This is a genomic window from Burkholderia sp. APQ4-4ca (assembly GCF_057837105.1).
Genome location: NZ_JBYQCG010000224.1, coordinates 25,567 through 48,770, shown reverse-complemented (window position 1 = coordinate 48,770; position 23,204 = coordinate 25,567). Strand labels below are relative to the sequence as shown.

Annotated in this window: 12 protein-coding genes and 17 pseudogenes; 17 read left to right on the top strand and 12 right to left on the bottom strand. The window is 66.4% G+C overall.

Annotation, left to right across the window (positions count from 1 at the left end; translation table 11 throughout):
- Window positions 1–522 (top strand): aldo/keto reductase (locus tag AC3IFE_RS25290; RefSeq protein WP_489192726.1); only part of this gene is annotated, 522 nt, incomplete at its 5' end.
- A 44-nt stretch (window positions 523–566) separates the two neighbouring features.
- On the opposite strand, the pseudogene AC3IFE_RS25285 reads toward AC3IFE_RS25290, so the two are convergent.
- From AC3IFE_RS25285 to AC3IFE_RS25275, 3 pseudogenes are all read right to left on the bottom strand, one after another.
- A pseudogene (locus AC3IFE_RS25285) lies at window positions 567–1,013 on the bottom strand (hypothetical protein); the annotation flags it as partial.
- A gap of 234 nt (window positions 1,014–1,247) precedes the next feature.
- Window positions 1,248–1,394, bottom strand: a pseudogene (locus AC3IFE_RS25280) (HoxN/HupN/NixA family nickel/cobalt transporter); the annotation flags it as partial.
- A gap of 52 nt (window positions 1,395–1,446) precedes the next feature.
- A pseudogene (locus AC3IFE_RS25275) lies at window positions 1,447–2,668 on the bottom strand (elongation factor G); the annotation flags it as partial.
- A 219-nt stretch (window positions 2,669–2,887) separates the two neighbouring features.
- Between AC3IFE_RS25275 and icd the strand changes: the two are divergent.
- The 5 pseudogenes from icd to AC3IFE_RS25250 all read left to right on the top strand — a co-directional run.
- Window positions 2,888–3,733, top strand: a pseudogene (gene icd / locus AC3IFE_RS25270) (NADP-dependent isocitrate dehydrogenase); the annotation flags it as partial.
- 281 nt (window positions 3,734–4,014) lie between these two features.
- A pseudogene (locus tag AC3IFE_RS25265) lies at window positions 4,015–5,611 on the top strand (NADP-dependent isocitrate dehydrogenase); the annotation flags it as partial.
- Window positions 5,612–5,677: 66 nt separating this feature from the next.
- Window positions 5,678–6,317 (top strand): annotated as a pseudogene (locus AC3IFE_RS25260) (multicopper oxidase family protein); the annotation flags it as partial.
- Window positions 6,318–6,888: 571 nt separating this feature from the next.
- A pseudogene (locus AC3IFE_RS25255) lies at window positions 6,889–7,600 on the top strand (AAA family ATPase); the annotation flags it as partial.
- A gap of 4 nt (window positions 7,601–7,604) precedes the next feature.
- Window positions 7,605–8,213 (top strand): annotated as a pseudogene (locus AC3IFE_RS25250) (hypothetical protein).
- A 273-nt stretch (window positions 8,214–8,486) separates the two neighbouring features.
- On the opposite strand, the pseudogene AC3IFE_RS25245 reads toward AC3IFE_RS25250, so the two are convergent.
- From AC3IFE_RS25245 to AC3IFE_RS25230, 4 pseudogenes are all read right to left on the bottom strand, one after another.
- Window positions 8,487–8,680, bottom strand: a pseudogene (locus tag AC3IFE_RS25245) (dCTP deaminase/dUTPase family protein); the annotation flags it as partial.
- Window positions 8,681–8,835: 155 nt separating this feature from the next.
- Window positions 8,836–9,204, bottom strand: a pseudogene (gene lspA, locus AC3IFE_RS25240) (signal peptidase II); the annotation flags it as partial.
- A gap of 37 nt (window positions 9,205–9,241) precedes the next feature.
- Window positions 9,242–10,518 (bottom strand): annotated as a pseudogene (locus AC3IFE_RS25235) (class I tRNA ligase family protein); the annotation flags it as partial.
- A gap of 5 nt (window positions 10,519–10,523) precedes the next feature.
- Window positions 10,524–10,982: pseudogene (locus AC3IFE_RS25230) on the bottom strand (adenylyltransferase/cytidyltransferase family protein); the annotation flags it as partial.
- Window positions 10,983–11,104: 122 nt separating this feature from the next.
- Here AC3IFE_RS25230 and purN point away from each other — a divergent pair.
- The 5 genes and pseudogenes from purN to AC3IFE_RS25205 form a co-directional block, all read left to right on the top strand.
- Window positions 11,105–11,445, top strand: a pseudogene (gene purN, locus AC3IFE_RS25225) (phosphoribosylglycinamide formyltransferase); the annotation flags it as partial.
- A gap of 99 nt (window positions 11,446–11,544) precedes the next feature.
- Window positions 11,545–12,395 (top strand): annotated as a pseudogene (locus tag AC3IFE_RS25220) (RsmB/NOP family class I SAM-dependent RNA methyltransferase); the annotation flags it as partial.
- A 339-nt stretch (window positions 12,396–12,734) separates the two neighbouring features.
- Window positions 12,735–13,398, top strand: a pseudogene (locus AC3IFE_RS25215) (DesA/ISL3 alpha bundle tail domain-containing protein); the annotation flags it as partial.
- A 158-nt stretch (window positions 13,399–13,556) separates the two neighbouring features.
- Window positions 13,557–13,733, top strand: coding sequence for a hypothetical protein (locus tag AC3IFE_RS25210; protein ID WP_489192814.1), 177 nt, complete (start codon window positions 13,557–13,559; stop codon window positions 13,731–13,733).
- Window positions 13,730–13,852: pseudogene (locus AC3IFE_RS25205) on the top strand (nicotinate-nucleotide diphosphorylase (carboxylating)); the annotation flags it as partial. The gene AC3IFE_RS25210 and the pseudogene AC3IFE_RS25205, both read left to right, overlap by 4 nt.
- A 159-nt stretch (window positions 13,853–14,011) precedes the next feature.
- Here the strand turns inward: AC3IFE_RS25205 and radC are convergent.
- Window positions 14,012–14,743, bottom strand: a complete 732-nt coding sequence (gene radC, locus AC3IFE_RS25200) for a RadC family protein (RefSeq protein WP_489192809.1) — start codon at window positions 14,741–14,743, stop codon at window positions 14,012–14,014.
- Window positions 14,744–14,757: 14 nt separating this feature from the next.
- Here radC and AC3IFE_RS25195 point away from each other — a divergent pair.
- The 5 genes and pseudogenes from AC3IFE_RS25195 to AC3IFE_RS25175 all read left to right on the top strand — a co-directional run.
- A pseudogene (locus AC3IFE_RS25195) lies at window positions 14,758–15,162 on the top strand (branched-chain amino acid ABC transporter permease); the annotation flags it as partial.
- Window positions 15,163–15,181: 19 nt separating this feature from the next.
- Window positions 15,182–16,351, top strand: coding sequence for an ABC transporter permease subunit (locus AC3IFE_RS25190; protein ID WP_301738708.1), 1,170 nt, complete (start codon window positions 15,182–15,184; stop codon window positions 16,349–16,351).
- Window positions 16,352–16,374: 23 nt separating this feature from the next.
- Window positions 16,375–17,151, top strand: a complete 777-nt coding sequence (locus AC3IFE_RS25185; RefSeq protein ID WP_059576822.1) for an ABC transporter ATP-binding protein — start codon at window positions 16,375–16,377, stop codon at window positions 17,149–17,151.
- Entirely contained in the window at window positions 17,151–17,867 is a 717-nt protein-coding gene (locus tag AC3IFE_RS25180) for an ABC transporter ATP-binding protein (protein WP_089468236.1), read from the top strand. The genes AC3IFE_RS25185 and AC3IFE_RS25180 overlap by 1 nt, the downstream gene beginning before the upstream one ends.
- A 259-nt stretch (window positions 17,868–18,126) precedes the next feature.
- Window positions 18,127–18,798 carry a DUF2278 family protein gene (locus tag AC3IFE_RS25175; protein ID WP_301738707.1) on the top strand — a complete coding sequence of 224 codons (672 nt, stop codon included), beginning with the start codon at window positions 18,127–18,129 and terminating at the stop codon, window positions 18,796–18,798.
- A 36-nt stretch (window positions 18,799–18,834) separates the two neighbouring features.
- Here the strand turns inward: AC3IFE_RS25175 and AC3IFE_RS25170 are convergent, their stop codons facing one another.
- The 3 genes from AC3IFE_RS25170 to AC3IFE_RS25160 form a co-directional block, all read right to left on the bottom strand.
- Window positions 18,835–19,284 (bottom strand): GNAT family acetyltransferase, encoded by a 450-nt coding sequence (locus AC3IFE_RS25170; RefSeq protein WP_301738706.1) that lies wholly within the window; start codon window positions 19,282–19,284, stop codon window positions 18,835–18,837.
- A 13-nt stretch (window positions 19,285–19,297) separates the two neighbouring features.
- Entirely contained in the window at window positions 19,298–20,482 is a 1,185-nt protein-coding gene (locus tag AC3IFE_RS25165; protein WP_489192722.1) for an acetylornithine transaminase, read from the bottom strand.
- A gap of 286 nt (window positions 20,483–20,768) precedes the next feature.
- The gene (locus tag AC3IFE_RS25160) at window positions 20,769–21,800 is read right to left on the bottom strand and encodes a CDP-6-deoxy-delta-3,4-glucoseen reductase (RefSeq protein ID WP_489192720.1); all 1,032 of its coding nucleotides are present in this window, start codon (window positions 21,798–21,800) and stop codon (window positions 20,769–20,771) included.
- Window positions 21,801–21,907: 107 nt separating this feature from the next.
- Between AC3IFE_RS25160 and AC3IFE_RS25155 the strand changes: the two genes are divergently transcribed.
- On the top strand, window positions 21,908–22,945 hold the full coding sequence (locus tag AC3IFE_RS25155) for an NAD-dependent epimerase/dehydratase family protein (RefSeq protein WP_489192718.1): 1,038 nt from the start codon (window positions 21,908–21,910) through the stop codon (window positions 22,943–22,945).
- Here the strand turns inward: AC3IFE_RS25155 and AC3IFE_RS25150 are convergent.
- Complete coding sequence (locus tag AC3IFE_RS25150; protein WP_089468230.1) at window positions 22,928–23,116, bottom strand: hypothetical protein; 189 nt, start codon at window positions 23,114–23,116, stop codon at window positions 22,928–22,930. The genes AC3IFE_RS25155 and AC3IFE_RS25150 overlap by 18 nt on opposite strands.
- Between the last annotated feature and the right edge of the window lie 88 nt (window positions 23,117–23,204).

Here is a 23,204-nt window from a genome sequence, read left to right as displayed (position 1 = left end):
CGCCGCGCGCCGCGCCTTGCGCCGCTGATCACCGCGATCGGTGTGTCGATCCTGCTGCAGACGGCTGCGATGATCATCTGGTCGCGCAACCCGCTGCCGTTCCCGCAATTGCTGCCGACCGATCCGATCAACGTGATCAAGGCCACCGACACGACGCCCGGCGCCGTGATCTCGGTCACCGAAATCGTGATCATCGCGGTCGCGTTCATCGTGATGGGCGGCCTGCTGCTGCTCGTGCACAAGACCAAGCTCGGCCGCAAGCGCCTGCGTACCGATCGCCTCGACCTGTACCTGCTGCACTGGCGCGGTTCGGTGCCGCTCGCGGAAACGGTCGAGGGTTTCGATGCGTTGCAGCGTGCGGGCAAGATCCGGCACTGGGGCGTGAGCAATTTCGATACGGCCGACATGCGTGGCTGGCCGATCGTCGGATCCCGGCGATGGCGTACAGCCCGGTCGATCACGGGCGGCTGCCGAAGCGCTCGCCGCTCGACGAAATCGCGCGGCTGCGCGGCGTGTCGGTGATGCGCGTCGCACTGGCATGGGTGCTCGCGCAGCCGGGCTTCGGGACCACCCCCTGAAGTACCACCCCCAGAGCCACCGTTGCCGGATGCATTGCCTCCGCGGCCGGTGCCGTTCGTACTGCCTGTTGTTCCGCCTGTCGTTCCGCCGACACCGGCAGGTCCGACGGCGCCGTTCCCGTTGTTGCCGCCGCTCCCGCTCCCATTCCCGGTGCCGCCGCCGTTCCCGCTGCCGCCCGCACCGGCGCCGCCATTACCGACGCCCCCGCCGGCGTAAACGTCTACCGCGCACGCGGCCGGATTGGCGGCGCACGGCGATGCGTTCTCGACCAGCGTCATGATGGTGTCCGCGCTGGCATTCGCGCCGGGCGCGGCGTCAGGCGTCGTGTTCTGTGCGACGGCATACGAGCAGCAGCACGCGAACGCGGCCACGGCCAGCAAGGTTGCACGAGGGCGCCGTCCCGCCGCGCGGAACGGTTGTTTCGTTTTATGCATCATGGCCTCCCCATGCGCGCGATGCCTCGTAGCCGCGCGACGATTTACGTGTGGTGCAGGGGGGCGTAAAAGATTCGTTGTCCTATCGTCGGCCGATCGCCTTCGGGCCGACGCTGGACGTCAGCCGTGAACGCGGATCGGCACGCGGGCCCGCCGTGCGAATCTCACTCTGCGAGATTCGTGCCATCGGCCTCGGGCCCGTCGTGAAAGGCGGGCGCTGACCGGGGGCGTCGTTCAGCGTGCCGGCGCGTCGGCCGCGCGTTGCCAGCGATGAAACAGGATCGACGCAATCCAGCAGACGAGGAACAGCGCGACGATCCCGTAGCCGATCGAGCCGAAGCGTTCGCCGAGCGCATCGAGCGTGTCGCGCACGGGGCCCGAAACAGCATGACCGTATAGACCGGCAGCCCCTGGCTCGCCTGCGCGGCGGATCGAGACGGTTCAGCGCGAGACCCATCTTTTCCTGGTCGGCCTTCGTCTTCGGCTCGACGGCCTGCGAGATCACCGGCTCCGGGAATTCCATCTTCTCGAGGATGATCGGCTTGGCCGGGTCGCACAGCGTGTCGCCGGTCGTCGCTTCCTTCAGGCCGACCGCCGCCGCGATGTCGCCCGCGCGTACTTCCTTGATTTCCTTGCGCTCGTTCGCGTGCATCTGCAGGATCCGGCCGAGCCGCTCCTTCTTGTCCTTCGTCGCGTTGAGCACCGTGTCGCCCGACTCGACGACGCCCGAATACACGCGGAAGAAGATCAGCTGGCCGACGAACGGGTCGGTCATGATCTTGAACGCGAGCGACGAGAACGGCTCGTCGTCGCTCGGATGACGTTCCGCCGGCTTGTCCGGATCGGCGAAGTCGTGGCCGAGGATCGCGGGCACGTCGACCGGCGACGGCAGGTAGTCGATCACCGCGTCGAGCATCGCCTGCACGCCCTTGTTCTTGAACGCGCTGCCGCACAGCATCGGCACGATCTCGTTGGCGATCGTGCGCTGGCGCAGCGCGGCCTTGATCTCGTCCTCGGTCAGCGATTCATGGTCGTGCAGATACTTCTCGAGCAGTTCCTCGCTCGCTTCCGCGGCGGCCTCGACCATCTTCTCGCGCCATTCGTGCGCGAGCTCGACGAGGTTCGCGGGGATGTCCTCGTACGTGAACTTCACGCCCTGGCTTTCGTCGTCCCACACGATCGCCTTCATCTTCACCAGATCGACGACGCCCTGGAAATGATCTTCCGCGCCGATCGGAATCTGGATCGGCACGGCGACGCCTTTCAGGCGCTCGCCGATCTGCTTCTGCACGCGGAAGAAGTCGGCGCCGATCCGGTCCATCTTGTTGACGAACGCGATGCGCGGCACCTTGTACTTGTTCGCCTGGCGCCACACGGTTTCCGATTGCGGCTGCACGCCGCCGACCGAGTCGTAGACCATGCACGCGCCGTCGAGCACGCGCATCGAGCGCTCGACTTCGATCGTGAAGTCGACGTGCCCGGGCGTGTCGATGATGTTGATCCGGTGTTCCGGATGGCCGCCGACGTGATCGTGATGCCGCGTTCCTGCTCCTGCTCCATCCAGTCCATCGGGCCGCGCGTCGTGCTCACCGATCTTCGGTGTAAACAGTGGTCGTCGTGGTCTTGCCGGCATCGATGTGAGCGCTGATCCCGATATTCGAAGCGCGAGGACGGCGAGGGCGGCGGGAAACACGGCGGCGCGCGCAAGGCGGCCGAGCGACGAGCGCAGGGAGAATGACACGGCATGGCTCCTGTCTTGAAAACGAGACCCGCATGGTACGCGATGCGCGCCAGCCGCGGTTCGCGCCGAAGTGCCCGGTTGGGGCGCTAGAATAGCGGCTCGCTGTTGTCGTCACGGGGTGGCCATGCCGCGCCCGGGGCCGACCCCGGTCGGCGGCGGCATCCGTTCGCTGAACGTCGCGCTGCGCCAGGAGCTTGATCTCTACGTGTGCCTACTTCAATGGGCTGCGGGCTCCGAGCAGGCGAAGAAGGTGATCAAATTCCTGCAGGACGAGATGGGCGTGAAGAAGATCCGCTTCCCGGAAACCTCGGGGATCGGCGTGAAGCCCGTGTCGACCGAAGGCACCGAGCGCCTCGTGCGCAAGGCGATCCAGTATGCGATCGACAACGATCGCAAGTCGGTCACGCTGGTGCACAAGGGCAACATCATGAAGTTCACGGAAGGCCTGTTCCGTGACGCCGGCTACGCGCTCGCGCAGAAGGAATTCGGCGGCGAGCTGATCGACGGCGGCCCGTGGATGCGCGTGAAGAACCCGAAGACGGGCAACGAGATCGTGATCAAGGATTCGATCGCCGATGCTTTCCTGCAGCAGATCCTGCTGCGCCCGGCCGAATACGACGTGATCGCGACGCTGAACCTGAACGGCGACTACATCTCCGACGCGCTGGCCGCGCAGGTCGGCGGCATCGGGATCGCGCCGGGCGCGAACCTGTCGGATTCGGTCGCGATGTTCGAGGCGACGCACGGCACGGCGCCGAAGTACGCGGGCAAGGATTACGTGAACCCGGGTTCCGAGATCCTGTCGGCGGAAATGATGCTGCGCCACCTCGGCTGGACGGAAGCAGCCGACACGATCATCGCCGCGATGGAGAAGTCGATTCTGCAGAAGCGCGTCACGTACGATTTCGCGCGGCTGATGGAAGGTGCGACGCAGGTGTCGTGCTCCGGCTTCGGCGAAGTGCTGATCGAGAACATGTAAGACCCCTTCCGGGGTGGGCCGGCAGGTTGCCGGCTGCCCCGGCGCTGACTGCCGGCGCCGGAGCGTTTCATGGATGGCAGGTTTGTTGGCAGGGTGGCCCGGCATGCGGGCCGCGGCGCCGCGAGGCGGCCGCATGCCCTGCAAGGTAGAACATGACGGCCCTCGCAACACCACCGCCCGGCTGAGCCGGCGCACCCCTTTCGCGATCGACCCGGTCGCTCCCCGCCGGTTATCGCCGGCGCTCCTCAGTCCCATCATCACGTAGCAATGCTTTGACCACCATGTCCACTTCGCCCAAGATCATCTACACCCTCACCGACGAAGCGCCGGCGCTCGCGACCTATTCGCTGCTGCCGATCGTCAAGGCCTTCACGCGTTCGTCCGGCGTCGCCGTCGAAACGCGCGACATCTCGCTCGCCGGCCGCATCATTGCGGCATTCGCAGACCCTGGAAGGGTTCCGACGATCTGGCCGAGCTGGGCCAGCTCACGCTGAAGCCGGAGGCGAACATCATCAAGCTGCCGAACATCAGCGCATCGGTGCCGCAGCTGAAGGCCGCGATCGCCGAACTGCAGGCGCAGGGCTACGCGCTGCCGGCCTATCCGATCCGTCGGTCAAGCAAGAACTACGCACGCAAGCATCCGCACAAGATGGGCGCGTGGAAGGCCACGTCGAAGGCGCACGTCGCGCACATGACCGAAGGCGACTTCTACGGCAGCGAGAAGTCGGCGCTGATCGCCGATGCCGGCAGCGTGAAGATCGAACTGACGACCACCGACGGCGCGAAGAAGGTGCTGAAGGAAAAGACGGCCGTGAAGGCCGGTGAAGTGATCGACGCGTCGGTGATGAGCCGCAACGCGCTGCGCAGCTTCATCGAGGCGCAGATCGCCGACGCGAAGGCGCAGGACGTGCTGTTCTCGGTGCACCTGAAGGCGACCATGATGAAGGTCTCGGACCCGATCCTGTTCGGTCACTTCGTGTCGGTGTTCTACCGCGACGCGCTCGCGAAGCACGCGGACGTGCTGGCGAAGGTCGGCTTCAACCCGAACAACGGGATCGGCGACCTGTACGCGCGCCTGAAGGATCTGCCGGCCGACACGCGTGAAGCGATCGAAGCCGACGTCAAGGCCGAGTACGCGGTGCGCCCGCGTCTCGCGATGGTCAACTCGGACAAGGGCATCACGAACCTGCACGTGCCGAGCGACGTGATCGTCGACGCATCGATGCCGGCGATGATCCGCGATTCGGGCGGCATGTGGGGCCCGGACGCCAGCTGTACGACGCGAAGGCCGTGATTCCGGACCGCTGCTACGCGGGTGTGTACCAGGCCGTGATCGAGGATTGCAAGCAGCACGGCGCGTTCGATCCGGTCACGATGGGCAGCGTGCCGAACGTCGGCCTGATGGCGCAGGCGGCCGAGGAATACGGTTCGCATGACAAGACGTTCCAGATTCCGGCGGACGGCGTCGTGCGCGTCACCGACGAAGCCGGCAACGTGCTGCTCGAGCACGCGGTCGAGGCAGGCGACATCTGGCGCATGTGCCAGACGAAGGACGCACCGGTGCAGGACTGGGTCAAGCTCGCGGTCAACCGCGCCCGCGCGACCGGCGCGCCGGCCGTGTTCTGGCTCGATCCGGCGCGCGCGCACGATGCGCAGATCATCGCGAAGGTCGAGCGCTACCTGAAGGATCACGACACGAACGGCCTCGACATCCGCATCATGACGCCGCAAGATGCGACCCGCTTCTCGCTCGAGCGCATCCGTGCGGGCAAGGACACGATCTCGGTCACGGGCAACGTGCTGCGCGACTACCTGACCGACCTGTTCCCGATCATGGAACTGGGCACCAGCGCGAAGATGCTGTCGATCGTGCCGCTGTAGTTCCGCAGTCGCCGCGGGAGATGCGATCGGCCGCGACTTCCGGGCACGAGAACGCGCCGTTGCGGGCTGGCCGGCCCGCTCGTCGTGCGCGCGACATGGGACTGGATGAACGGTCGGGAAGGTCAATTCGTGCTCGTCAACGGCGCGCGCCGGCCGCGTATCGACATCGCCGGCGACGAGCGCTGGCGGGTGTGGAACGCGTGCAGCGCACGCTATCTGCGCATCGCGTTCGACGACGGTCGCGCGTTCGAGCATGCAGGCACCGACGGCGGCTTGTTCGACACGCCGCGGCGCGTGACGTCGCTGCTGATTGCGCCGGGCGAGCGCGCGGAACTGCTGGTGCGCGCCGGCGACCGTGCGTCACGCGCGGTGCTGCAGGCAGCCGAGTACGACCGTCGCAAGATGGCGATGTCGCACGACGACGGCCACGGCAGCCTGCCGCCCGATCCGGCGCTGGCGCTGGCCGATGTGGCATTCGCGCCCGCCGAGGCCCGCGCGCTGCCTGCCACGCTGCGCGCGGTGCCGCCGCTGGGCGAACGCGATGATGAAGGGCGGCGCGCACGGCCGCCCGGCGGGCATGCGCTTCACGATCAACGGCGACACTTACGCGCCGCACCGCGCGACCCTGACGAGCCGCCGCGGCGACGTCGAGCGCTGGGAGATCCGCAATACGACAGACATGGATCACCCGTTCCACCCTCACAAGCTCACCTCGGCCTCTTTCGTTTCGCCAATCGGCAAATTGAAAAAAGTGCCAGCTTGATTGTTGGCGCTCTTTATTGGAGTGTCAAGTGGAATTTTTAGACGTTTAGAGGGTCGTTGTAAAGAACCCATTTTCAGGGTTTTTCCGGCTTTGCTTCGCAGCATGCGGCCAAGCGCGCGGGCTTGAAAAGCCGCATAATCGGCTCATATACCAGGCTCGAGTGACACGCGTTCGAGTCGTCCCGGCTTGTGGGATACTGGATGCGGACACGACGTTCCGGTGCGAATCCCCCAGACGGTTCGTGTTCCGCGCCATGCGTGAAAGCCGGCACCGCAGCCGGCTTTCGTATGGCGCGAAGGCGGTCGTGTGTTCCGGGATACCGGGGAGGGCGCCGGCCGGTCGGTCGGGTAATGGCAGGATTGCGGGCCTGTCCGAGTTGTTTAGAATGGGTGTATGGCGATTATCGCAGGACAGTACCGTCCTGGAACGCAAGCAGCAGAAGCTCAAGCCGCCTTCGATGTACAAGGTGGTGCTGCTGAACGACGACTTCACGCCGATGGAGACAACAGCGGTGCCGGACAAGGCGATCGACGTGATCGACGAGGCGGGCGCCGCGCAGCGCATCCTGCCGAAGTCGAAGCAGAAGAAGACGATCGGCAAGGGCGAGATCGAGGAAATCATCTCGAAGATCGCGCGCGTGCCGGCGCAAAGCGTGTCGCAGGACGATCGCAGCAAGCTGCAGACGCTGGACCGAGACCTCAAGAGCGTCGTGTTCGGCCAGGATCCGGCGATCGACGCGCTCGCGGCCTCGATCAAGATGGCGCGCGCGGGCCTCGGCAAGATGGACAAGCCGATCGGTGCGTTCCTGTTCTCCGGCCCGACGGGCGTCGGCAAGTACGCTGCCGGGCTACGTCGGGTTCGACCAGGGTGGCCTGTTGACCGAAGCCGTCACGAAGAAGCCGCATTGCGTGCTGCTGCTCGACGAAATCGAGAAGGCGCATCCGGATATCTTCAACGTGCTGCTGCAGGTGATGGACCACGGCACGCTGACGCATCTCGCGAAGCACGGCTTCGACCCGCTGATGGGCGCGCGCCCGATGCAGCGGCTGATCCAGGACACGATCCGCCGTGCGCTGGCCGACGAGCTGCTGTTCGGCAAGCTGCTGAACGGCGGCCACGTGACGGTCGACGTCGACGAAAGATGCGAACGGCGCGGGAAGTTCTCCGCGCCGTTTCGTTTTATTCGGCGCCGGCGGCGCGATGGTGGTGCAGGGGAGTGGTAACGCAGTGACAGAACAACAACGGTCGTTCGACGATATCGTCGCGCGCGAACAAGGGTTGCGCCACGCGCTGACGTCGGGGCAGATGGCGATGATCGCGATCGGCGGCGCGATCGGCACGGGGCTGTTCCTCGGCAGCGGTTTCGCGATCGGGCTCGCCGGCCCGAGCGTGCTGGTTTCGTATGCGATCGGTGCGCTGATCGCGCTGCTGCTGATGGGCGTGCTCGCGGAAATGACCGTCGCGCACCCCACGGCCGGCTCGTTCGGCGCCTATGCCGAGCACTACGTCGGCCCGCTCGCGGGGTTTCTCGTGCATCAGCGCGATCGGCTGGTACTGGGTGATCGATGGCGATCGCGATGTTCGGCGCGCTGTTCACGTGGCTGATGATCTTCGTCACGCACCTGCGGTTCCGTTCGCGGTATCGCGGCCCCGCGCTCGCGTTCCGGATGTGGGGGCACCCGTTCGGCAGCCTGCTCGGCGCGGGGCTCGTCGCGGCGATCCTGCTGACGACCGCTTTCACGCGCGAGTTCCGGATGACGATGGTGGTCGGCGTCGTGTTCGTCGTGCTGCTGACGCTCGCCTACGCACTCATACCGGCACCAGCACGCGCGCTGACCGCGCCGTTCTTCGGTCGCTACGGTTCCGTTAAGCGGGCGGCGACTACATTCGATCCAGTCTGCAACGCGCGCCGGTCCGCACCGTCGCCGTTTCCTGCAAAAAGGGCTTCGAATGAACAAACTTCCCGAAATCACGCTCGCGTTCTGGATCATGAAGATCGGCGCGACGGGGCCGTGTTGTTCGGCGTGCTGGTCGCGATGGCCGTCTATGCGAGGATCGTCCAACCGGCCCGCAAGCGACGGCGCGTGAAAAGGAAAGGCGATGTTGAGCCTGCACGACCGGCACGATCACGAGCTGCGCGAGGCGTTCGAACGGATTCAGCACGAACTCTGTCTGGCCGCGGTTCCACGTCGAGAGAGGCCCGTCGGCACCAGCGTCGTTGCGCCGGGCTGCAGCGTAACCGGTGCGTCGAGGCATGCGCGCAGGTCGAGGCCGGCGCTACCGGTCGTCGCGTAGGCGGGCAGGTAGTCGCGCTGCTCGCGATTTCGGCCACGAGCGTGTGCGCGAGTTCTTCCTTGGGCGCGCGCGGCAGGCGCGTGAGGCCGGCGGCCTCGAACAGCACGACTTCGTTGCCGTCTTCTTCATCTTGTGCTCGGCCGGCGGTCCGCGTCGGCGACCGGTTGAACGCCGGGAAGTGCCACGCGCCGACGTGGAAATCGAGGAAGTCGATCACGTGGCCGTAGACGAGCCGGTCGATCACGTTGCCGAGCGCGCCGCCCAGGATCAGCGCGAGCGACACGCTGAACAGCCGCTGATGGCCGTGGCGCTTCAGCAGGAAGCAGATCACGAGCGTCGCGCCGATGCCGAGCGCGGTGAACGCCCAGCGCTGCCAGCCGCTCGCGGTCGACAGGAAGCCGAACGCGGCGCCGCGGTTGTACACCAGCACGAGGTTGAAGAACGACGTCAGCGCATGCTGCGCGCCATACGCGAACGTCTTGAGGATCGCGATCTTCGACAGCTGATCGAACAGGATCACGATCAGCGAAATGCCGAGCCAGGGCGCGAGCGCGCCGCTGGCCGGTTTCGTCCGTGAAGATCGTGTCGCTCGCCGGCTGGAACACCTTCCACGCTTCTTCCGCCGTGAACGACAGGAACGGCGCGAGCACGCGCAGCAGGCCGTGCGTGAGGTGATACAGCGCGGTTTGCGCGGAGCGGCGCGCGCGCGAATCGGCGGCGCTCGTGTACAGGCGATCCTTCAGCACGTCGAGGTAGAAGCCGCCGAGGTCTTCCGAGCAGTACCTCGTAGTGGCCGAGCAGTTCGGTTTGCAGTTGCTGCGAGAACGCGACCGCATAGCGGTCGATCTCGAGCCATTCGTCGACCGGCACCGCGTGCTGCGCGAAATCGAAATCCGACAGGTTCGCGAGCAGGAAGCGCAGCGTGTTGCGGATGCGGCGATAGCCTTCGGTCACGCGCTTCAGGATTTCCTCGGAGATCGCGAGCTCGCCCGAGTAGTCGGTCGATGCGATCCACAGGCGGATGATTTCCGCGCCGAGACGGTTCGCGACTTCATGCATCTTGCGGCCTTCGCCGTCGACCGTGAAGCCGTGCGTGAGCAGGCCCTTGTACGGCGCGCGGCCATCGATCATCGATGCGGTCAGCAGCGACGAGTGGAACCAGCCGCGGTGCTGGTCCGAGCCCTCGAGGTACAGGTCGGCCGGGAACTGCAGCTGATCCTTGTGCGAGCCGCGCAGCACGTGCCAGTGCGTCGTGCCCGAGTCGAACCACACGTCGAGCGTGTCGCGGTTCTTCTCGTACAGGTTCGCGTCGTCGCCGATCAGCTCGCGCGGGTCGAGCGATTGCCACGCTTCCGCCTCGTTCACGAAGTTCATCGTCTTGTACGGGTTGGCCCAGTCGCCGAGCACGCCCAGGCGCTTGAAGCCGACCTTCTGCTTCTCGATCTGCTCGGTCGCGTACGCGCGCGCCTTGCTCATCACTTCGGCCGCCGGCAGCGACTTGCCGAACTGCTTCTCGATCTGGATCTCGATCGGCATGCCGTGGCAATCCCAGCCCGGCACGTACGGCGCGTCGAAGCCGGCCATTTACGACGATGTCCTTCAGGATCTTGTTGACCGCGTGGCCGAGGTGGATGTCGCCGTTCGCATACGGCGGGCCGTCGTGCAGGATGAACTTCGGCCGGCCCTTGCTGGCCGCGCGGATCTTCTCGTAGATGCCGCGCTCTTCCCACTCCTTGACCCACTGCGGCTCGCGCTTGGGCAGGTCGCCGCGCATCGGGAACGGCGTGTCGAGCAGGTTGACCGGATACTTGGCCTGCGGTTTCGAATCGGCTTTCTTGTTGCTCATGATACGCCCATCTGCTCGACCTCGAAGCCGTGCAGTTCGCCGGCCGCCTTCAGCGTGTCGAAGGTGCCCGCGCGCTTCGCGCCGTAGCAGAAATCGTCGCCGACCATCATCCAGCGCGCGTGCAACCCGTTCACCAGCGTGCGCTCGACGAACGCCTGCGGCGACTGGCTCGCGAAGGTGTGGTTGAAGTGCTCGACGACGACGCGGTCGACCCCGTGGTCGCGCAGCGCTTCCAGCTTGTCGCGCAGCATCGCGATGCGCGGCGGCGCGCCGGCCGGGTTGAAGAATTCGCGCGGGTGCGGCTCGAACGTCATCACGCACACGGGCAGGCCGCGTGCGTCCGCTGCCGCGCGTACGCGCGCGAGCAGGGCCTGGTGGCCGCGATGGACACCGTCGAAGTTGCCGATCGTCAGCGCGCACGGGGCGCGGCTCTCGGCGTTGGGCAGGCCGCGGAAGACTTTCACGATAGCGGATGCAGCGTCGGGGGATGGGCGGTGGGATGCCGCAAAGCAGAAGATTATAAACGTTCGGGCGGCCCGACGGCCGAGAAGGCGGGAATCGCGAGGGCGAATGGTAAAATTCGCGGATGAAAAAACTCGTGATCCTGATTTCCGGTCGCGGCAGCAACATGGAGGCCATCGTCCGCGCGTGCGCGCAGGAACGCTGGCCGGCCGAGATTGCCGCCGTGATCGCCAACCGGCCCGATGCGGCCGGGCTGGCTTTTGCCGCGTCGCACGGGGTGGCGACGGTTTCGCGCCCGATCTCGTCATCCTCGCCGGCTTCATGCGCATCCTCACGCCCGCATTCGTCAGACGATACGAAGGCCGGCTGCTGAACATCCATCCGTCGCTGCTGCCGAGCTTCAAGGGCATCCACACGCATCAGCAGGCGCTGGATGCGGGCGTCGCGCTGCATGGCGCGAGCGTGCGGACGCCTGCGCCTCGAGCACGGCCGTGCAGTGGTGGCGCCCGGAGAGGCGCGCTGGATTTTCGCGGATCAACCGCAAACCGAAACGAGTGAGGGCGTATGAAGCTGCACGGATTCCTGATCGGCCAGACCGAGACTTTGCTGGCCGAGGTGCTGAAGTTCGCCGGCCCCGCCGACGCGACGACGAGCCGGTTCTTCCGCGCGCACCCGAAGCTCGGGCATGCCGAGCGCGGCGTGATCGCCGAGGCCGTGTTCGCGGTGCTGCGCCGGAGATGGAGTTTTCGCATCTGGCCGAGAGCGGCACGGGCACGCCCGCGCGGCGCCTCACGCTGCTCGGCCTGATGCAGACGATGGGGCGCAATGCGCTGAAGCCGTTCCTGTCCGACACCGAGTCCGCGTGGCTCGAGCACGTGTCGAAGATCGATCCGGCGAGCCTGCCGGTGCGCATTCGCACGAACCTGCCCGACTGGATTCACCAGGCGCTGTCGGCCCGTTTCGACGCCGACGAGCTTGCGCAGCTCGCCGCCGCGCTGAACTACCCGGCGCCGCTCGACCTGCGCGCCAACGCGCAGAAGGCGAGCCGCGACCAGGTGATCGAGGCGCTGCGCGTGAGCGGCATCGACGCGGGCGCGACGCCGTTCGCGCCGTTCGGCGTGCGCGTGGTCGGCAAGCCTGCGCTGACGCGCCTGAAGCTGTTCGAGGAGGGCGCGATCGAGGTGCAGGACGAAGGCAGCCAGCTGCTGTGCTCGCTGGTCGCGCCGCGGCGCGGCGAGATGGTCGTCGATTTTTGCGCGGGCGCCGGCGGCAAGACGCTCGCGCTCGGCGCGATGATGCGCTCGACCGGGCGTCTCTATGCGTTCGACATCTCCGAGGCCTCCAGCGGGCTGTCGAACGTGAACCCGGTGCTGATCGACAGCGAGCACGACGCGAAGATCAAGCGGCTCGCCGGCAGTCGATCGTCGAGAAGATCGTGGATGGTGATGACGGTGCTGGGCATCCAGCGCGACGTGCTCGGCTGGCTCGACAGCGTGCAGTTCCGGGTCGCGACCGCGCACCTCACGCTGCTGTCGGTGATTTCCGGCGCGGGGTGTTGACGCTGATGGTCGCGATGTGGCTCGGCTCGGTGCTCGAGGATCGCCTGTCGGCGAGCACGCTCGATGCGAACCTGAAGGTCGTGTGCGGGTCGGGCCGCTGGGTTCGCGGCGATCCTGATCGGCTTGTCGCTCGTCGGCATCGACGTGACGGTGCTCGGCGTGTTCGCGGCTGGGCGTCGGCCTCGGTTTCGGGCTGTCGAGGGCGCCGAGCTGTATCGCGCGGAAGCGAAGAACGAAGAGACGATGCGCAAGTTCAGCCACGGCACGCCGAACGACTGGCTCGAGCGCAACGTCTACTCGAAGTACCCGATTCTCGGCATCAGCATGATGATGGTGATCGACGTCGCGCTGTTCGGCGTGCTCGGCCTCACCGTGTGGGCCGTGCAGATGGTCTGGATTCCGTTCTGGGCCGCGGGCGTCGTGAACGGCTTCGGTCACTTCTGGGGCTATCGCAACTTCAATTCGGCCGACGCGAGCACGAACCTGTTCCCGTGGGGCATCGTGATCGGCGGCGAGGAACTGCACAACAACCACCACACGTTCGCGACGTCGGCGAAGCTGTCGAACAAGTGGTACGAGTTCGACATCGGCTGGATGTACATCCGCATCCGCCCACGCCGCGCCTGAACAAGCCGAAGACGGTGCTCGACCAGGAAACGCTGCAGGCCGTGCTGTCGAACCGCTACGAAGTGATGGCGCGCTACGGCAAGGCCGTGAAGCGTGCGTACCGCCAGGGCATCGTTCGACCGCGTCGCGCGAACAGCTTCTCGCGCAATTGCAGGATTGGTGCCATCGCGCAGAACAAAGTGGCATCAAGGCGCTGCAGGAATTCGCGACACGCCTGCGTCGCTACGCCTGATTCGAAATCGATTAGAATCTCAGGACGTCACAAACCCCGCGTTGGCGGGGTTTTTTCATTTGGGTCGCCGGTTTTTGACGGATCGGCGCCGCCGCGATTGGTATGAGGCTTGGGGCCGGCGTAAGTGCTGAAGCACTCACTCCGGCCGACCGCGAAGCATGGGGGAGCGGACAGGCAGCGAGCCGTCCGCCGAGGAGCGCGCTGCGCTGAAGGCACGCATCAAGGCGTTGCTCGCCCGTGAAAAGGCCGTGCTGGCTGCACACAAGAAGCGCGTGCAGGCGAGCGGCGATCTGCAGCGCGACCAGCCCCTGTTCGCGAACGTGGGGGCCGCATGAGCGACGCCGTATCCCCGCTGTTCGATGCCGTCCGCGCCCAATACGGTGCGGCCTTCGACGAAGCGATCGCGCGCAACGTGGCCGATGCGATCGCCGGATCATGGTTCGGCCGCGGAGACGGGCGTCGATCGCATCTCGATCGGCGCGCTGACGAAGGACGTGCGGGCGACGGCCCGCCATGCCATCGCGATGCCGTGCGCGGTGTCGGGGTTCGTCGTGTACAGGTAGACCTTGCCGGCGCCACGTGATCCATGGCTGCACTCAGAACGCCGTAGCCCTTACAGACAAGGCCCTTCGATGGCTAGAACTGGTTGGAAAAAAGACAGACACAGCCAACCGGCCCGTGCGAACGAAAAAGTATCGCTGACGCCGACCACGACGTGATCGAGCAGCCGCACGTCGACGAGCTCGAGCGCGTCCTTCAGCACGCGGGTCAGGCGGCGGTCTTCCGCGCTCGGCCGCACCGCGCCCGACGGATGATTGTGCGCGACGATTAGCGCCGCGGCATTCTGTTTCATCGCCTGGCGCACGATCTCGCGCGGGTAGACGGCCATGCGCGTGAGCGAGCCGCGCGCGATTTCCTCCATGTCGATCATGCGGTTGCGAGCGTCGAGGTAGACCGCGACGAACACTTCGTGCGGAAGCGTGCCGATCTTCATTCGCAGGCAATCCTCGACGGCGCCGGGCGAATCGATCTGCATGCCGTCCCGGGCCTTCTCCTCCAGCATGCGCCGCGCGATCTCGGTGACCGCGACCAGCCGCGCGGAGCGCGCGGGGCCGATGCCGGGGTGCGCCTCGAAATCGTCGGCGCCTGATTCGAGCAATCCGCGCAGCGACTTGTATTGACCGATCAGTTCGCGGGCGATGACGAACACATCGTGACCGGGCTTGCCGGTGCCGAGCAGCAGCGCGATCAGCTCGTCGTCGGTCAGCGCGGCCGGCCCGCGCTCCAGTAGCCGTTCGCGCGGCCGCTCGGGCCGCCAGTCGGCCGTCGACCGCGCAATCGAGATCGTCGAGCGCGCCCGCGATGCGCGCGATCGCCGAAAGCCCGAATACGGCGAGCCTGATGGGCGTGAACCCGAACTTCGTGATCTCCGCGACGTTCATGATCGGCTCCGCGCTCGCCGCGCTGGCCGGCGTGATGATCGCGTCCGAATACGGCAACGTGCACTTCTACATGGGCTTCATCCCCGGCATGAAGGCGTTCACGGCCGCGGTGCTCGGCGGGATCGGCAACCTCGGCGGCGCGATGGTCGGCGGCGTGCTGCTCGGCCTGATCGAGCAGCTCGGGGCCGGCTACATCGGCAACCTCACGGGCGGCGTATTCGGCAGCAACTACCAGGACGTGTTCGCCTTCGTCGTGCTGATCATCGTGCTGGTGTTCCGTCCGTCGGGCCTGCTGGGCGAACGTGTCGCGGACCGCGCGTAACGGAAGGGGAGCAAACAACATGACATCCATTCAACCGATCGAATCGTCGACGTCGCTCGTCGAAGAGCGCAACACCGCCAAGACCGTCGTCATCGGCCTGCTCACGGCCGTCCTCGTGATCGCCGCGCCGATCGTGATCGGCTCGGCCGGCGGCAACTACTGGGTCCGCGTGCTCGACTTCGCGATGCTGTACGTGATGCTCGCGCTGGGCCTGAACGTGGTGGTCGGCTTCGCCGGCCTGCTCGACCTCGGCTACATCGCGTTCTACGCGGTGGGCGCCTACACGGCGGCGCTGCTGAGCTCGCCGCACCTGACCTCGCAGTTCGAGTGGATCGCGGCGCTCGCGCCGAACGGGCTGCACATCCCGTTCCTGATCATCGTGCCGATCGCGATGGCACTGGCGGCGACCTTCGGGATCCTGCTCGGCGCGCCGACGCTGCGCCTGCGCGGCGACTACCTGGCGATCGTCACGCTCGGCTTCGGTGAAATCGTCCGGATCTTCATGAACAACCTCGACCGTCCGGTGAACATCACCAATGGCCCGAAGGGGATCACGGGCATCGATCCGGTGCACATCGGCGGCTTCAATCTCGCGCAGACGCATACGCTGTTCGGCTTCCAGCTGCCGTCGGTGTACATGTACTACTACCTGTTCGTGCTCTGCTCGCTGCTGGTGATCTGGGTGTGTACGCGTCTGCAGCACTCGCGTATCGGCCGCGCGTGGGCCGCGATCCGCGAAGACGAGATCGCCGCGAAGGCAATGGGCATCAACACCCGTAACGTGAAGCTGCTCGCGTTCGCGATGGGCGCGTCGTTCGGCGGCCTGTCGGGCTCGATGTTCGGCGCGTTCCAGGGCTTCGTGTCGCCCGAGTCGTTCACGTTCTGGGAATCGATCGTCGTGCTCGCCTGCGTGGTGCTCGGCGGCATGGGCCACATCCCGGGCGTGATCCTGGGCGCGGTGCTGCTCGCGATCTTCCCGGAATTCCTGCGTTCGACGATGAGCCCGCTGCAGCATGCGCTGTTCGGTCATGACATCGTCGATACGGAAGTGATCCGTCAGGCGCTGTACGGCCTCGCGATGGTGATCATCATGCTGTATCGCTCGGAAGGCCTGTGGCCCGCGCCGAAGCATGAGGACAAGATCGCGAAACTGGCGAAGCGCAACAGCAAGAAGCCGGTGCGCGCTTAATCGACGGACAAGGGGATAAACACATGAGCGACAAGCAAATCCGACTGTCCGTCTCGGGCGTGAACAAGCGCTTCGGCGGGCTGCAGGCACTGTCCGACGTCGGCCTGCAGATCAAGGAAGGCGAGATCTACGGGCTGATCGGCCCGAACGGCGCCGGCAAGACCACGTTCTTCAACGTGATCACGGGCCTCTACACGCCGGACTCCGGCGATTTCAAGCTGGACGGCCAGAACTACACGCCGACGGCCGTGCACCAGGTCGCGAAGGCCGGCATCGCGCGCACGTTCCAGAACATCCGCCTGTTCGGCGGGATGACGGCGCTCGAGAACGTGATGGTGGGCCGCCACGTGCGCACCAAGCACGGGTTGCTCGGCGCGGTGTTCCAGACGCCGGCCGAGCGCCAGGAAGAGCGCGAGATCAAGGAGCGCGCGATCGAGCTGCTCGACTACGTCGGCGTGCTGCAGTACGCCGACTACACGTCGCGCAACCTGTCGTATGGTCACCAGCGTCGGCTCGAAATCGCGCGCGCATTGGCGACCGACCCGAAGCTGCTTGCGCTCGACGAGCCGGCAGCCGGGATGAACGCGACCGAGAAGGTCGAACTCACGCGCCTGCTCGACAAGATCCGTTCGGACGGCCGCACGATCCTGCTGATCGAGCACGACGTGAAGCTCGTGATGGGTCTGTGCAACCGGATGACGGTGCTCGATTACGGCAAGGTGATCGCCGAGGGTCTGCCGCAGGACGTGCAGAAGAATCCGAAGGTGATTGAGGCATATCTCGGCGCAGGGGTGCACTGATGGCAGCGGCAATGTTGAAAATCAAGGGCTTGCAGGTCAACTACGGCGGCATCCAGGCCGTCAAGGGCGTTGACATGGAAGTCCGCCAGGGCGAGCTCGTGACGCTGATCGGCGCGAACGGCGCCGGCAAGACCACGACGATGAAGGCGATCACCGGCCTGAAACCGTATTCGGCCGGCGACATCGAGTACGAAGGCAAGTCGATCAAGGGCGTGCCGTCGCACGAACTGCTCAAGCGCGGCCTCGCGATGGTGCCGGAAGGCCGCGGGATCTTCGCGCGGATGTCGATCATCGAGAACATGCAGATGGGCGCGTACCTGCGCAACGACAAGGAGCAGATCAAGAAGGACGTCGACCGGATGTTCGGCTTCTTCCCGCGCCTGAAGGAACGGGCGACGCAGCTCGCGGGCACGCTGTCGGGCGGCGAGCAGCAGATGCTGGCGATGTCGCGCGCGATTTTGAGCAAGCCCAAGCTGCTGCTGCTCGACGAACCGTCGATGGGCCTGTCGCCGATCATGGTCGAGAAGATCTTCGAAGTGGTGCGCGAGATCTCGAAGGAAGGCATCACGGTGCTGCTGGTCGAGCAGAACGCACGCCTCGCGCTGCAGGCGGCCGACCGCGGCTACGTGATGGATTCGGGCACGGTCACGATGGAAGGCGACGCGAAGCAGATGCTCGACGATCCTAAGGTGCGGGCCGCGTATCTGGGCGAGTAAGCGATCGAGCGAACGAGTCCGGTTGCGTGCGTCGCGCCCGGGCTGTCGAAAAGCCGTCACGGGAAGCAACCGTGGCGGCTTTTTTTCGTTTTGCGATTCGCGTCGAACGCCGCGCGCACAGGCGACGCCATTCGATTGTTGCGCCACGCGCGCGGCTGGCGGGACGGTCGCCCCTGGCCGGGCACCCCTGGCCGGTCGCCCGCAAACCGGCACACGGGCCGCGTAGCATCGATCACCCATCGGCACCTGGAGAACACGCATGAGTCTGGACTACGGTTTCGTGAAGGCGAAGGTGAAGTCGGTGGCGAAGCTGAAAGGCTCGCCGCACGGCAGCGAGATCCAGTATCACGTTCACCTGACGCTGGCGCTGCCGGCGGGAGACTGGGACGTCGCGATCAACGTCGGCACCAACGACGCGGACGATCTGCTGAACTACAAGCTCGTCTACGATTTCCACCATCCGCTCACGCAGACGCTCGCCGCCGCGGCCGAAGGCTACACGGACCTGACCGGCCAAACGGCGTTGCCCGCGCTCGACTATCTGCGCAGCGACGTCCTGAACGACACGGGGGCATGGCGCGCGAGCGCCGTGATGGATGGCACCGAGAACGCGGAGCCGATCCCGTCGCTGCTGCGGCTCGTCAATGCGGCGCAGTCGCAGGGGCTCGACGTCGTCGTGTTCGGCCGCACCTATGCGCAAGGCAACGGCATCCACGACACGCACATGAACCAGGGTTCGACGGGCCCGAACTACCTGCATCGCGCGGGCGACGACCACAACGATCACAACGACGTGTGGCAGGACGGCGCGCTGATCGTGCGCGTGAGCGACACGCAGTGGGCCGCGTATTTCGCGGCGTTCGAACAGCAGGCCGTGCCGACCGACGCGCTCGGCAATCCGCTGCCGGGCGCGGGGCCGATCACGCGCTGAAGCGAGGCGACTGCCGGCCGCGTCAGGTCGACAGTGTCAGGCCGACAGCGTCTTGCCGAACGAAATCCGTTCCTCGACGCGATAGCCGAGCGCCGCGTAGAAGCGGCATGCGTCGTCGTTGCCGGGCAGCACCTGCAGGTTGATCTTCAGGCAGCCGCGCGCGGCGAGCGCGCGTTCCGCATGCGCGATCAGCGCGCGGCCGACGCCGAGCCGGCGTGCGTCGTTCGCGACGCCGAACGAGTAGAGCCAGCCGCGATGTCCGTCGAAACCGGCCATCAGCGTGCCGACGACGCGCGCGCCGCTGGTCGCGACGAAGAACAGTTCCGGCTGCGTCGCGAGCTTCAGCTCGATCGATCGCAGCGGATCGCGGTGCGGCGGCGCTGCGGCGTCGTCGTATTGCGGGAACGCATCGCGCCATACCGCGAGCACGGCATCGGTGTCGGCGCGTTCGAACGGGCGGATAGCGACAGCATCGGCGGCATCCATCGCGGCGGTCTCCTTACAGCGTGTCGAGGATCGACCGCAGCATCGCCATCATCTGGTCGATTTCCTCGGTCGTCACGTTCAGGGCAGGCATGAAGCGCAGCAGGTTCGGCCGTGCGGCGTTCAGCAGCAGGCCGTCCGGCTGCATGTCGCGCGCCTTCTCGACGATCTGCGGGCCGATGTCCTTGCCGAGCAGCAGCGCGCGCAGCAGGCCTTCGCCACGTTCGCCCTCGAAGCCGCGCTCCTCCGACAGCTCGAGCAGCTTGCGCTTCAGGTACTCGCCGCGTTCGCGCACGCCTTCGAGGAAGCCGGGCGCGACGAGCTGCGAGATGACCGAATAGCCGACCGCCGTCATCAGCGGGTTGCCGTTGTACGTGCCGCCCTGGTCGCCGGCCTCGAACACCGCGACGTCGGCCTTCGACAGCAGCGCGCCGAGCGGTGCGCCGCCGCCGATGCCCTTCGCGAGCGTCATGACGTCCGGCTCGATGCCGGACAGCTCGTACGCGAACAGCGTGCCCGCGCGGCCGCAACCGCTCTGCACTTCGTCGACGATCAGCAGCAGGTCGTGCTGTTTCGTCAGCGCGCGCAGCGCCTGCATGAATTCACGCGTGGCCGGGATCACGCCGCCTTCGCCCTGGATCGGTTCGAGCATCACGGCGACGATCTTGTCGGTGATCAGCTTCTCGACCGACTCGATGTTGTTCAGCTCGGCCTTCGGGAAGCCCGGCACCTGCGGTGCGTAGATCGTGTCCCAGCCCGGCTTGCCGCTGGCCGACATCGTCGCGAGCGTGCGACCGTGGAAGCTGTGGTCGAACGTGATGATCTCGTACGCGCCGTTCTTGAACTTGCGGCCCCACTTGCGCGCGAGCTTGATCGCGCCTTCGTTCGCCTCGGCGCCGCTGTTCGTGAAGAACACCTTGTCGAACACGCTGTGCTGCGTGAGCAGGCCCGCGAGCTTCGCCATCGGCTCGTTGTAGAACGCCGGCGACGGGTTCAGCAGCTTTTCGGCCTGCGTCTTCAGCGCTTCGACGATGCCGTCGTTGCAGTGGCCGAGGCTATTGACGGCCCAGCCCTGGATGAAGTCCAGATAGCGCTTGCCGGTGTGATCGTAGAGCCACGACCCCTTGCCGTGCGTAAACACGATGTCGGGGCGGTTCGTGATGTACATCAGCGAGTCGATCGGATAATCGTTCAGGGGCATGGCAGCAGACTCCAGCGGGCGTTGAAAGGGAAACGGGCAATAAAAAAGCCACGGAAGGCCGTGGCTGGTGGGTCGAACAGCTTGTGCGTAACCGGTGAAGCGGAGGAGGGTTACGCGCGAGTCCGTGACGAGCCGGCGGCATCCGGGCGGAGCGGCGAGCGGCGACGTCGGAGAGCGGACAGGAAGCGGTTCATGTGCGCAAGCATAAGGCATCCCGCGCCCCACTGTAAACCGCCGCGATGCCACGGATGTGACACGGCGGCGCGCAGCGGGGCGCGGCCGGCGCTCAGACCGGATGCGCGAGATCGGCGGCGCTCGTGAACGAGTCCGCGTAGAACTCGTCGGCCGGCAGCGCGTGGTGCTGCGTGAAGTCGCGCTGCGCGGATTCGACCATCACCGGCGCGCCGCACGCGTAGACCTGGTGGCCCGACAGATCGGGCAAGTCCTCGATCACCGCGCGATGGACGAAGCCCGTGCGGCCCGTCCACTGGTCGGCGCCGTCCGGCTCGGAAAGCACCGGCACGTACTTGAAGTTCGGGATCTCGCGCGCCCACTGCTCGGCGAGTTCGGCGAGGTAGATGTCCTTCTTGCGGCGCGCACCCCAGTAGAGCGTCATCGGGCGCGTGATGCCCGAATGCTTCACGTGCTCGATGATCGCCTTGATCGGCGCGAAGCCGGTGCCCGACGCGAGCAGCACGATCGGCTTGTCCGAATCCTCGCGCAGGAAGAACGTGCCGAGCGGGCCTTCGAAGCGCAGGATGTCGCGCTCCTTCATCGCGCCGAACACGTGGTCGGTGAACTTGCCGCCCGGCATGTGGCGGATGTGCAGCTCGATCGGGCCTTCCTCGTGCGGCGCGTTCGCCATCGAGTAGCTGCGGCGCGAGCCGTCCTTCAGGATGAACTCGACGTACTGGCCCGCGAGGTACTGCAGGCGTTCGTTCGCGGGCAACTGCAGCTTCACGACCATCACGTCGTCCGCCTTGCGTTCGAGCGCGGCGATCCGGCACGGCAGCTTCTTCACCTGCACGCCGTCGACGCCGGCGATCTCGCGCACGTCGATCTCGAGATCGCATTGCGCCTTCGAGCAGCACAGCAGCGCGAGGCCGCGCGTGCGTTCGTCGTTGGACAGCGCCGACGCGGCGTGCGGGCCCTGTTCGATCTGGCCCGACACGATCTGGCCCTTGCACGAGCCGCACGCGCCGTTCTTGCAGCCGTACGGCAGATGGACGTTCTGGCGCAGCGCGGCGGCCAGCACGGTTTCATCCGACTCGACCTGGAATTGCCGGCCGCTTTGCTTGAGAGTGACGTTGAATGCCATAGAACCAAACTAGAACAAAATGGGGGGACCGTGCATGTCGCGCACGGCAGCTACAATGCAAAACCGTTGCGCGTCGCGCAACGGCGGCTACTGATCTCGCAACCAACATGATCGCGACACGAATCCTGCGCCGGCCGCGCGTACTGATCGTCGGCTGCGGCGACGTCGGCATGCGCTGCGTCGCGCAATGGCGTGAGACGCGCCGCAACCCGCGCATCCTCGCGCTGACGAGCCACCCGGGCCGCCGCGACGAACTGCGCGCCGCGGGCGCGACGCCGATCGTCGGCGACCTCGATCGCCGGGCGACGCTCGGCCGTCTCGCGGGCCTTGCCCGCACGATCCTGCATCTGGCGCCGCCGCCCTCCGACGGCCGCGACGACCGGCGCACGCGTGCGCTGATCGCCGCAACGTCCATGCCCGCGCGTCGGCCGGCGATACCGCCGGCACCGGCCGTCGGCCGGCTCCGAACGCTGCGCAGCGCGGCACGACAGGCCGGCGCGCCCGTTCGGGCAGCGCGTATTGTACCCGACGGTTTTCGCGCGCCGAGGCTCGTCTATGCCAGCACGACGGGCGTCTACGGCGACTGCGGCGGCGCGCGCATCGACGAAACGCATCCGCTGCGTCCCGCGAACTCGCGCGCGTTCCGGCGCGTGTCGGCCGAGCGGCAACTGCGTGCGGCGACGGTGCGCGGCGTGCTGTCCGCGCGCATCGTGCGCATTCCCGGCATCTATGCGGCGAACCGCCTGCCGGTCGCGCGGCTCGAGCGCGGCACGCCGGCGCTCGAACCGGCCGACGACGTCTACACGAACCACATCCACGCGGACGATCTCGCGGCGATCCTGCGCCGGGCGGTCGAGCGCGGCAAGCCGGCGCGCGCCGTGCACGCGTCGGACGACACCGAACTGCGGATGGGAGAGTATTTCGACCGGGTCGCGCAGGCGCTCGGCCTGCCGAAGCCGCCGCGCGTGAGCCGCGCGGATGCGGAGCGCGTGCTCGAGCCGACGCTGTTGTCGTTCATGCGCGAGTCGCGGCGCCTGTCCAACGCACGGCTCAAGGCCGAATTGTGCGTGACGTTGCGCTATCCGACCGTAGACGATTTCCTTCAAACGCTCGCGCCGGGCAGCGCGTCAGGTGAGCGCCGGTAGCGCCTCGATCAGCAGGAAGCACAGCAGCGCACCGATCAGCGCGCCGATCAGGTTCGGATGATATTTGTGCTTCAGATGCATCGTGGCCAGCAGGCCACCGATCACGACGACGCCGATGACCGCGAACGCGATCATCACGGACGACAGTTCGAAAGAATGGTTGATGTTCATGATGTCTCCCCCTGCATCGCCGCTCTTGCAGCTTGTGATTTCAGTATAGCGGGGGAACCTGCGGCCGAGAGGCCGCCACACACCGAAC

Coding starts and splice junctions, on each gene's coding strand:
- AC3IFE_RS25180 (WP_089468236.1), top strand. CDS start 17,151: ATGGCAGCGGCAATGTTGAAAATCAAGGGCTTGCAGGTCAACTACGGC.
- AC3IFE_RS25190 (WP_301738708.1), top strand. CDS start 15,182: ATGACATCCATTCAACCGATCGAATCGTCGACGTCGCTCGTCGAAGAG.
- AC3IFE_RS25150 (WP_089468230.1), bottom strand. CDS start 23,116: ATGAACATCAACCATTCTTTCGAACTGTCGTCCGTGATGATCGCGTTC.
- AC3IFE_RS25165 (WP_489192722.1), bottom strand. CDS start 20,482: ATGCCCCTGAACGATTATCCGATCGACTCGCTGATGTACATCACGAAC.
- AC3IFE_RS25185 (WP_059576822.1), top strand. CDS start 16,375: ATGAGCGACAAGCAAATCCGACTGTCCGTCTCGGGCGTGAACAAGCGC.
- AC3IFE_RS25175 (WP_301738707.1), top strand. CDS start 18,127: ATGAGTCTGGACTACGGTTTCGTGAAGGCGAAGGTGAAGTCGGTGGCG.
- AC3IFE_RS25160 (WP_489192720.1), bottom strand. CDS start 21,800: ATGGCATTCAACGTCACTCTCAAGCAAAGCGGCCGGCAATTCCAGGTC.
- AC3IFE_RS25210 (WP_489192814.1), top strand. CDS start 13,557: ATGGGGGAGCGGACAGGCAGCGAGCCGTCCGCCGAGGAGCGCGCTGCG.
- AC3IFE_RS25170 (WP_301738706.1), bottom strand. CDS start 19,284: ATGGATGCCGCCGATGCTGTCGCTATCCGCCCGTTCGAACGCGCCGAC.
- AC3IFE_RS25155 (WP_489192718.1), top strand. CDS start 21,908: ATGATCGCGACACGAATCCTGCGCCGGCCGCGCGTACTGATCGTCGGC.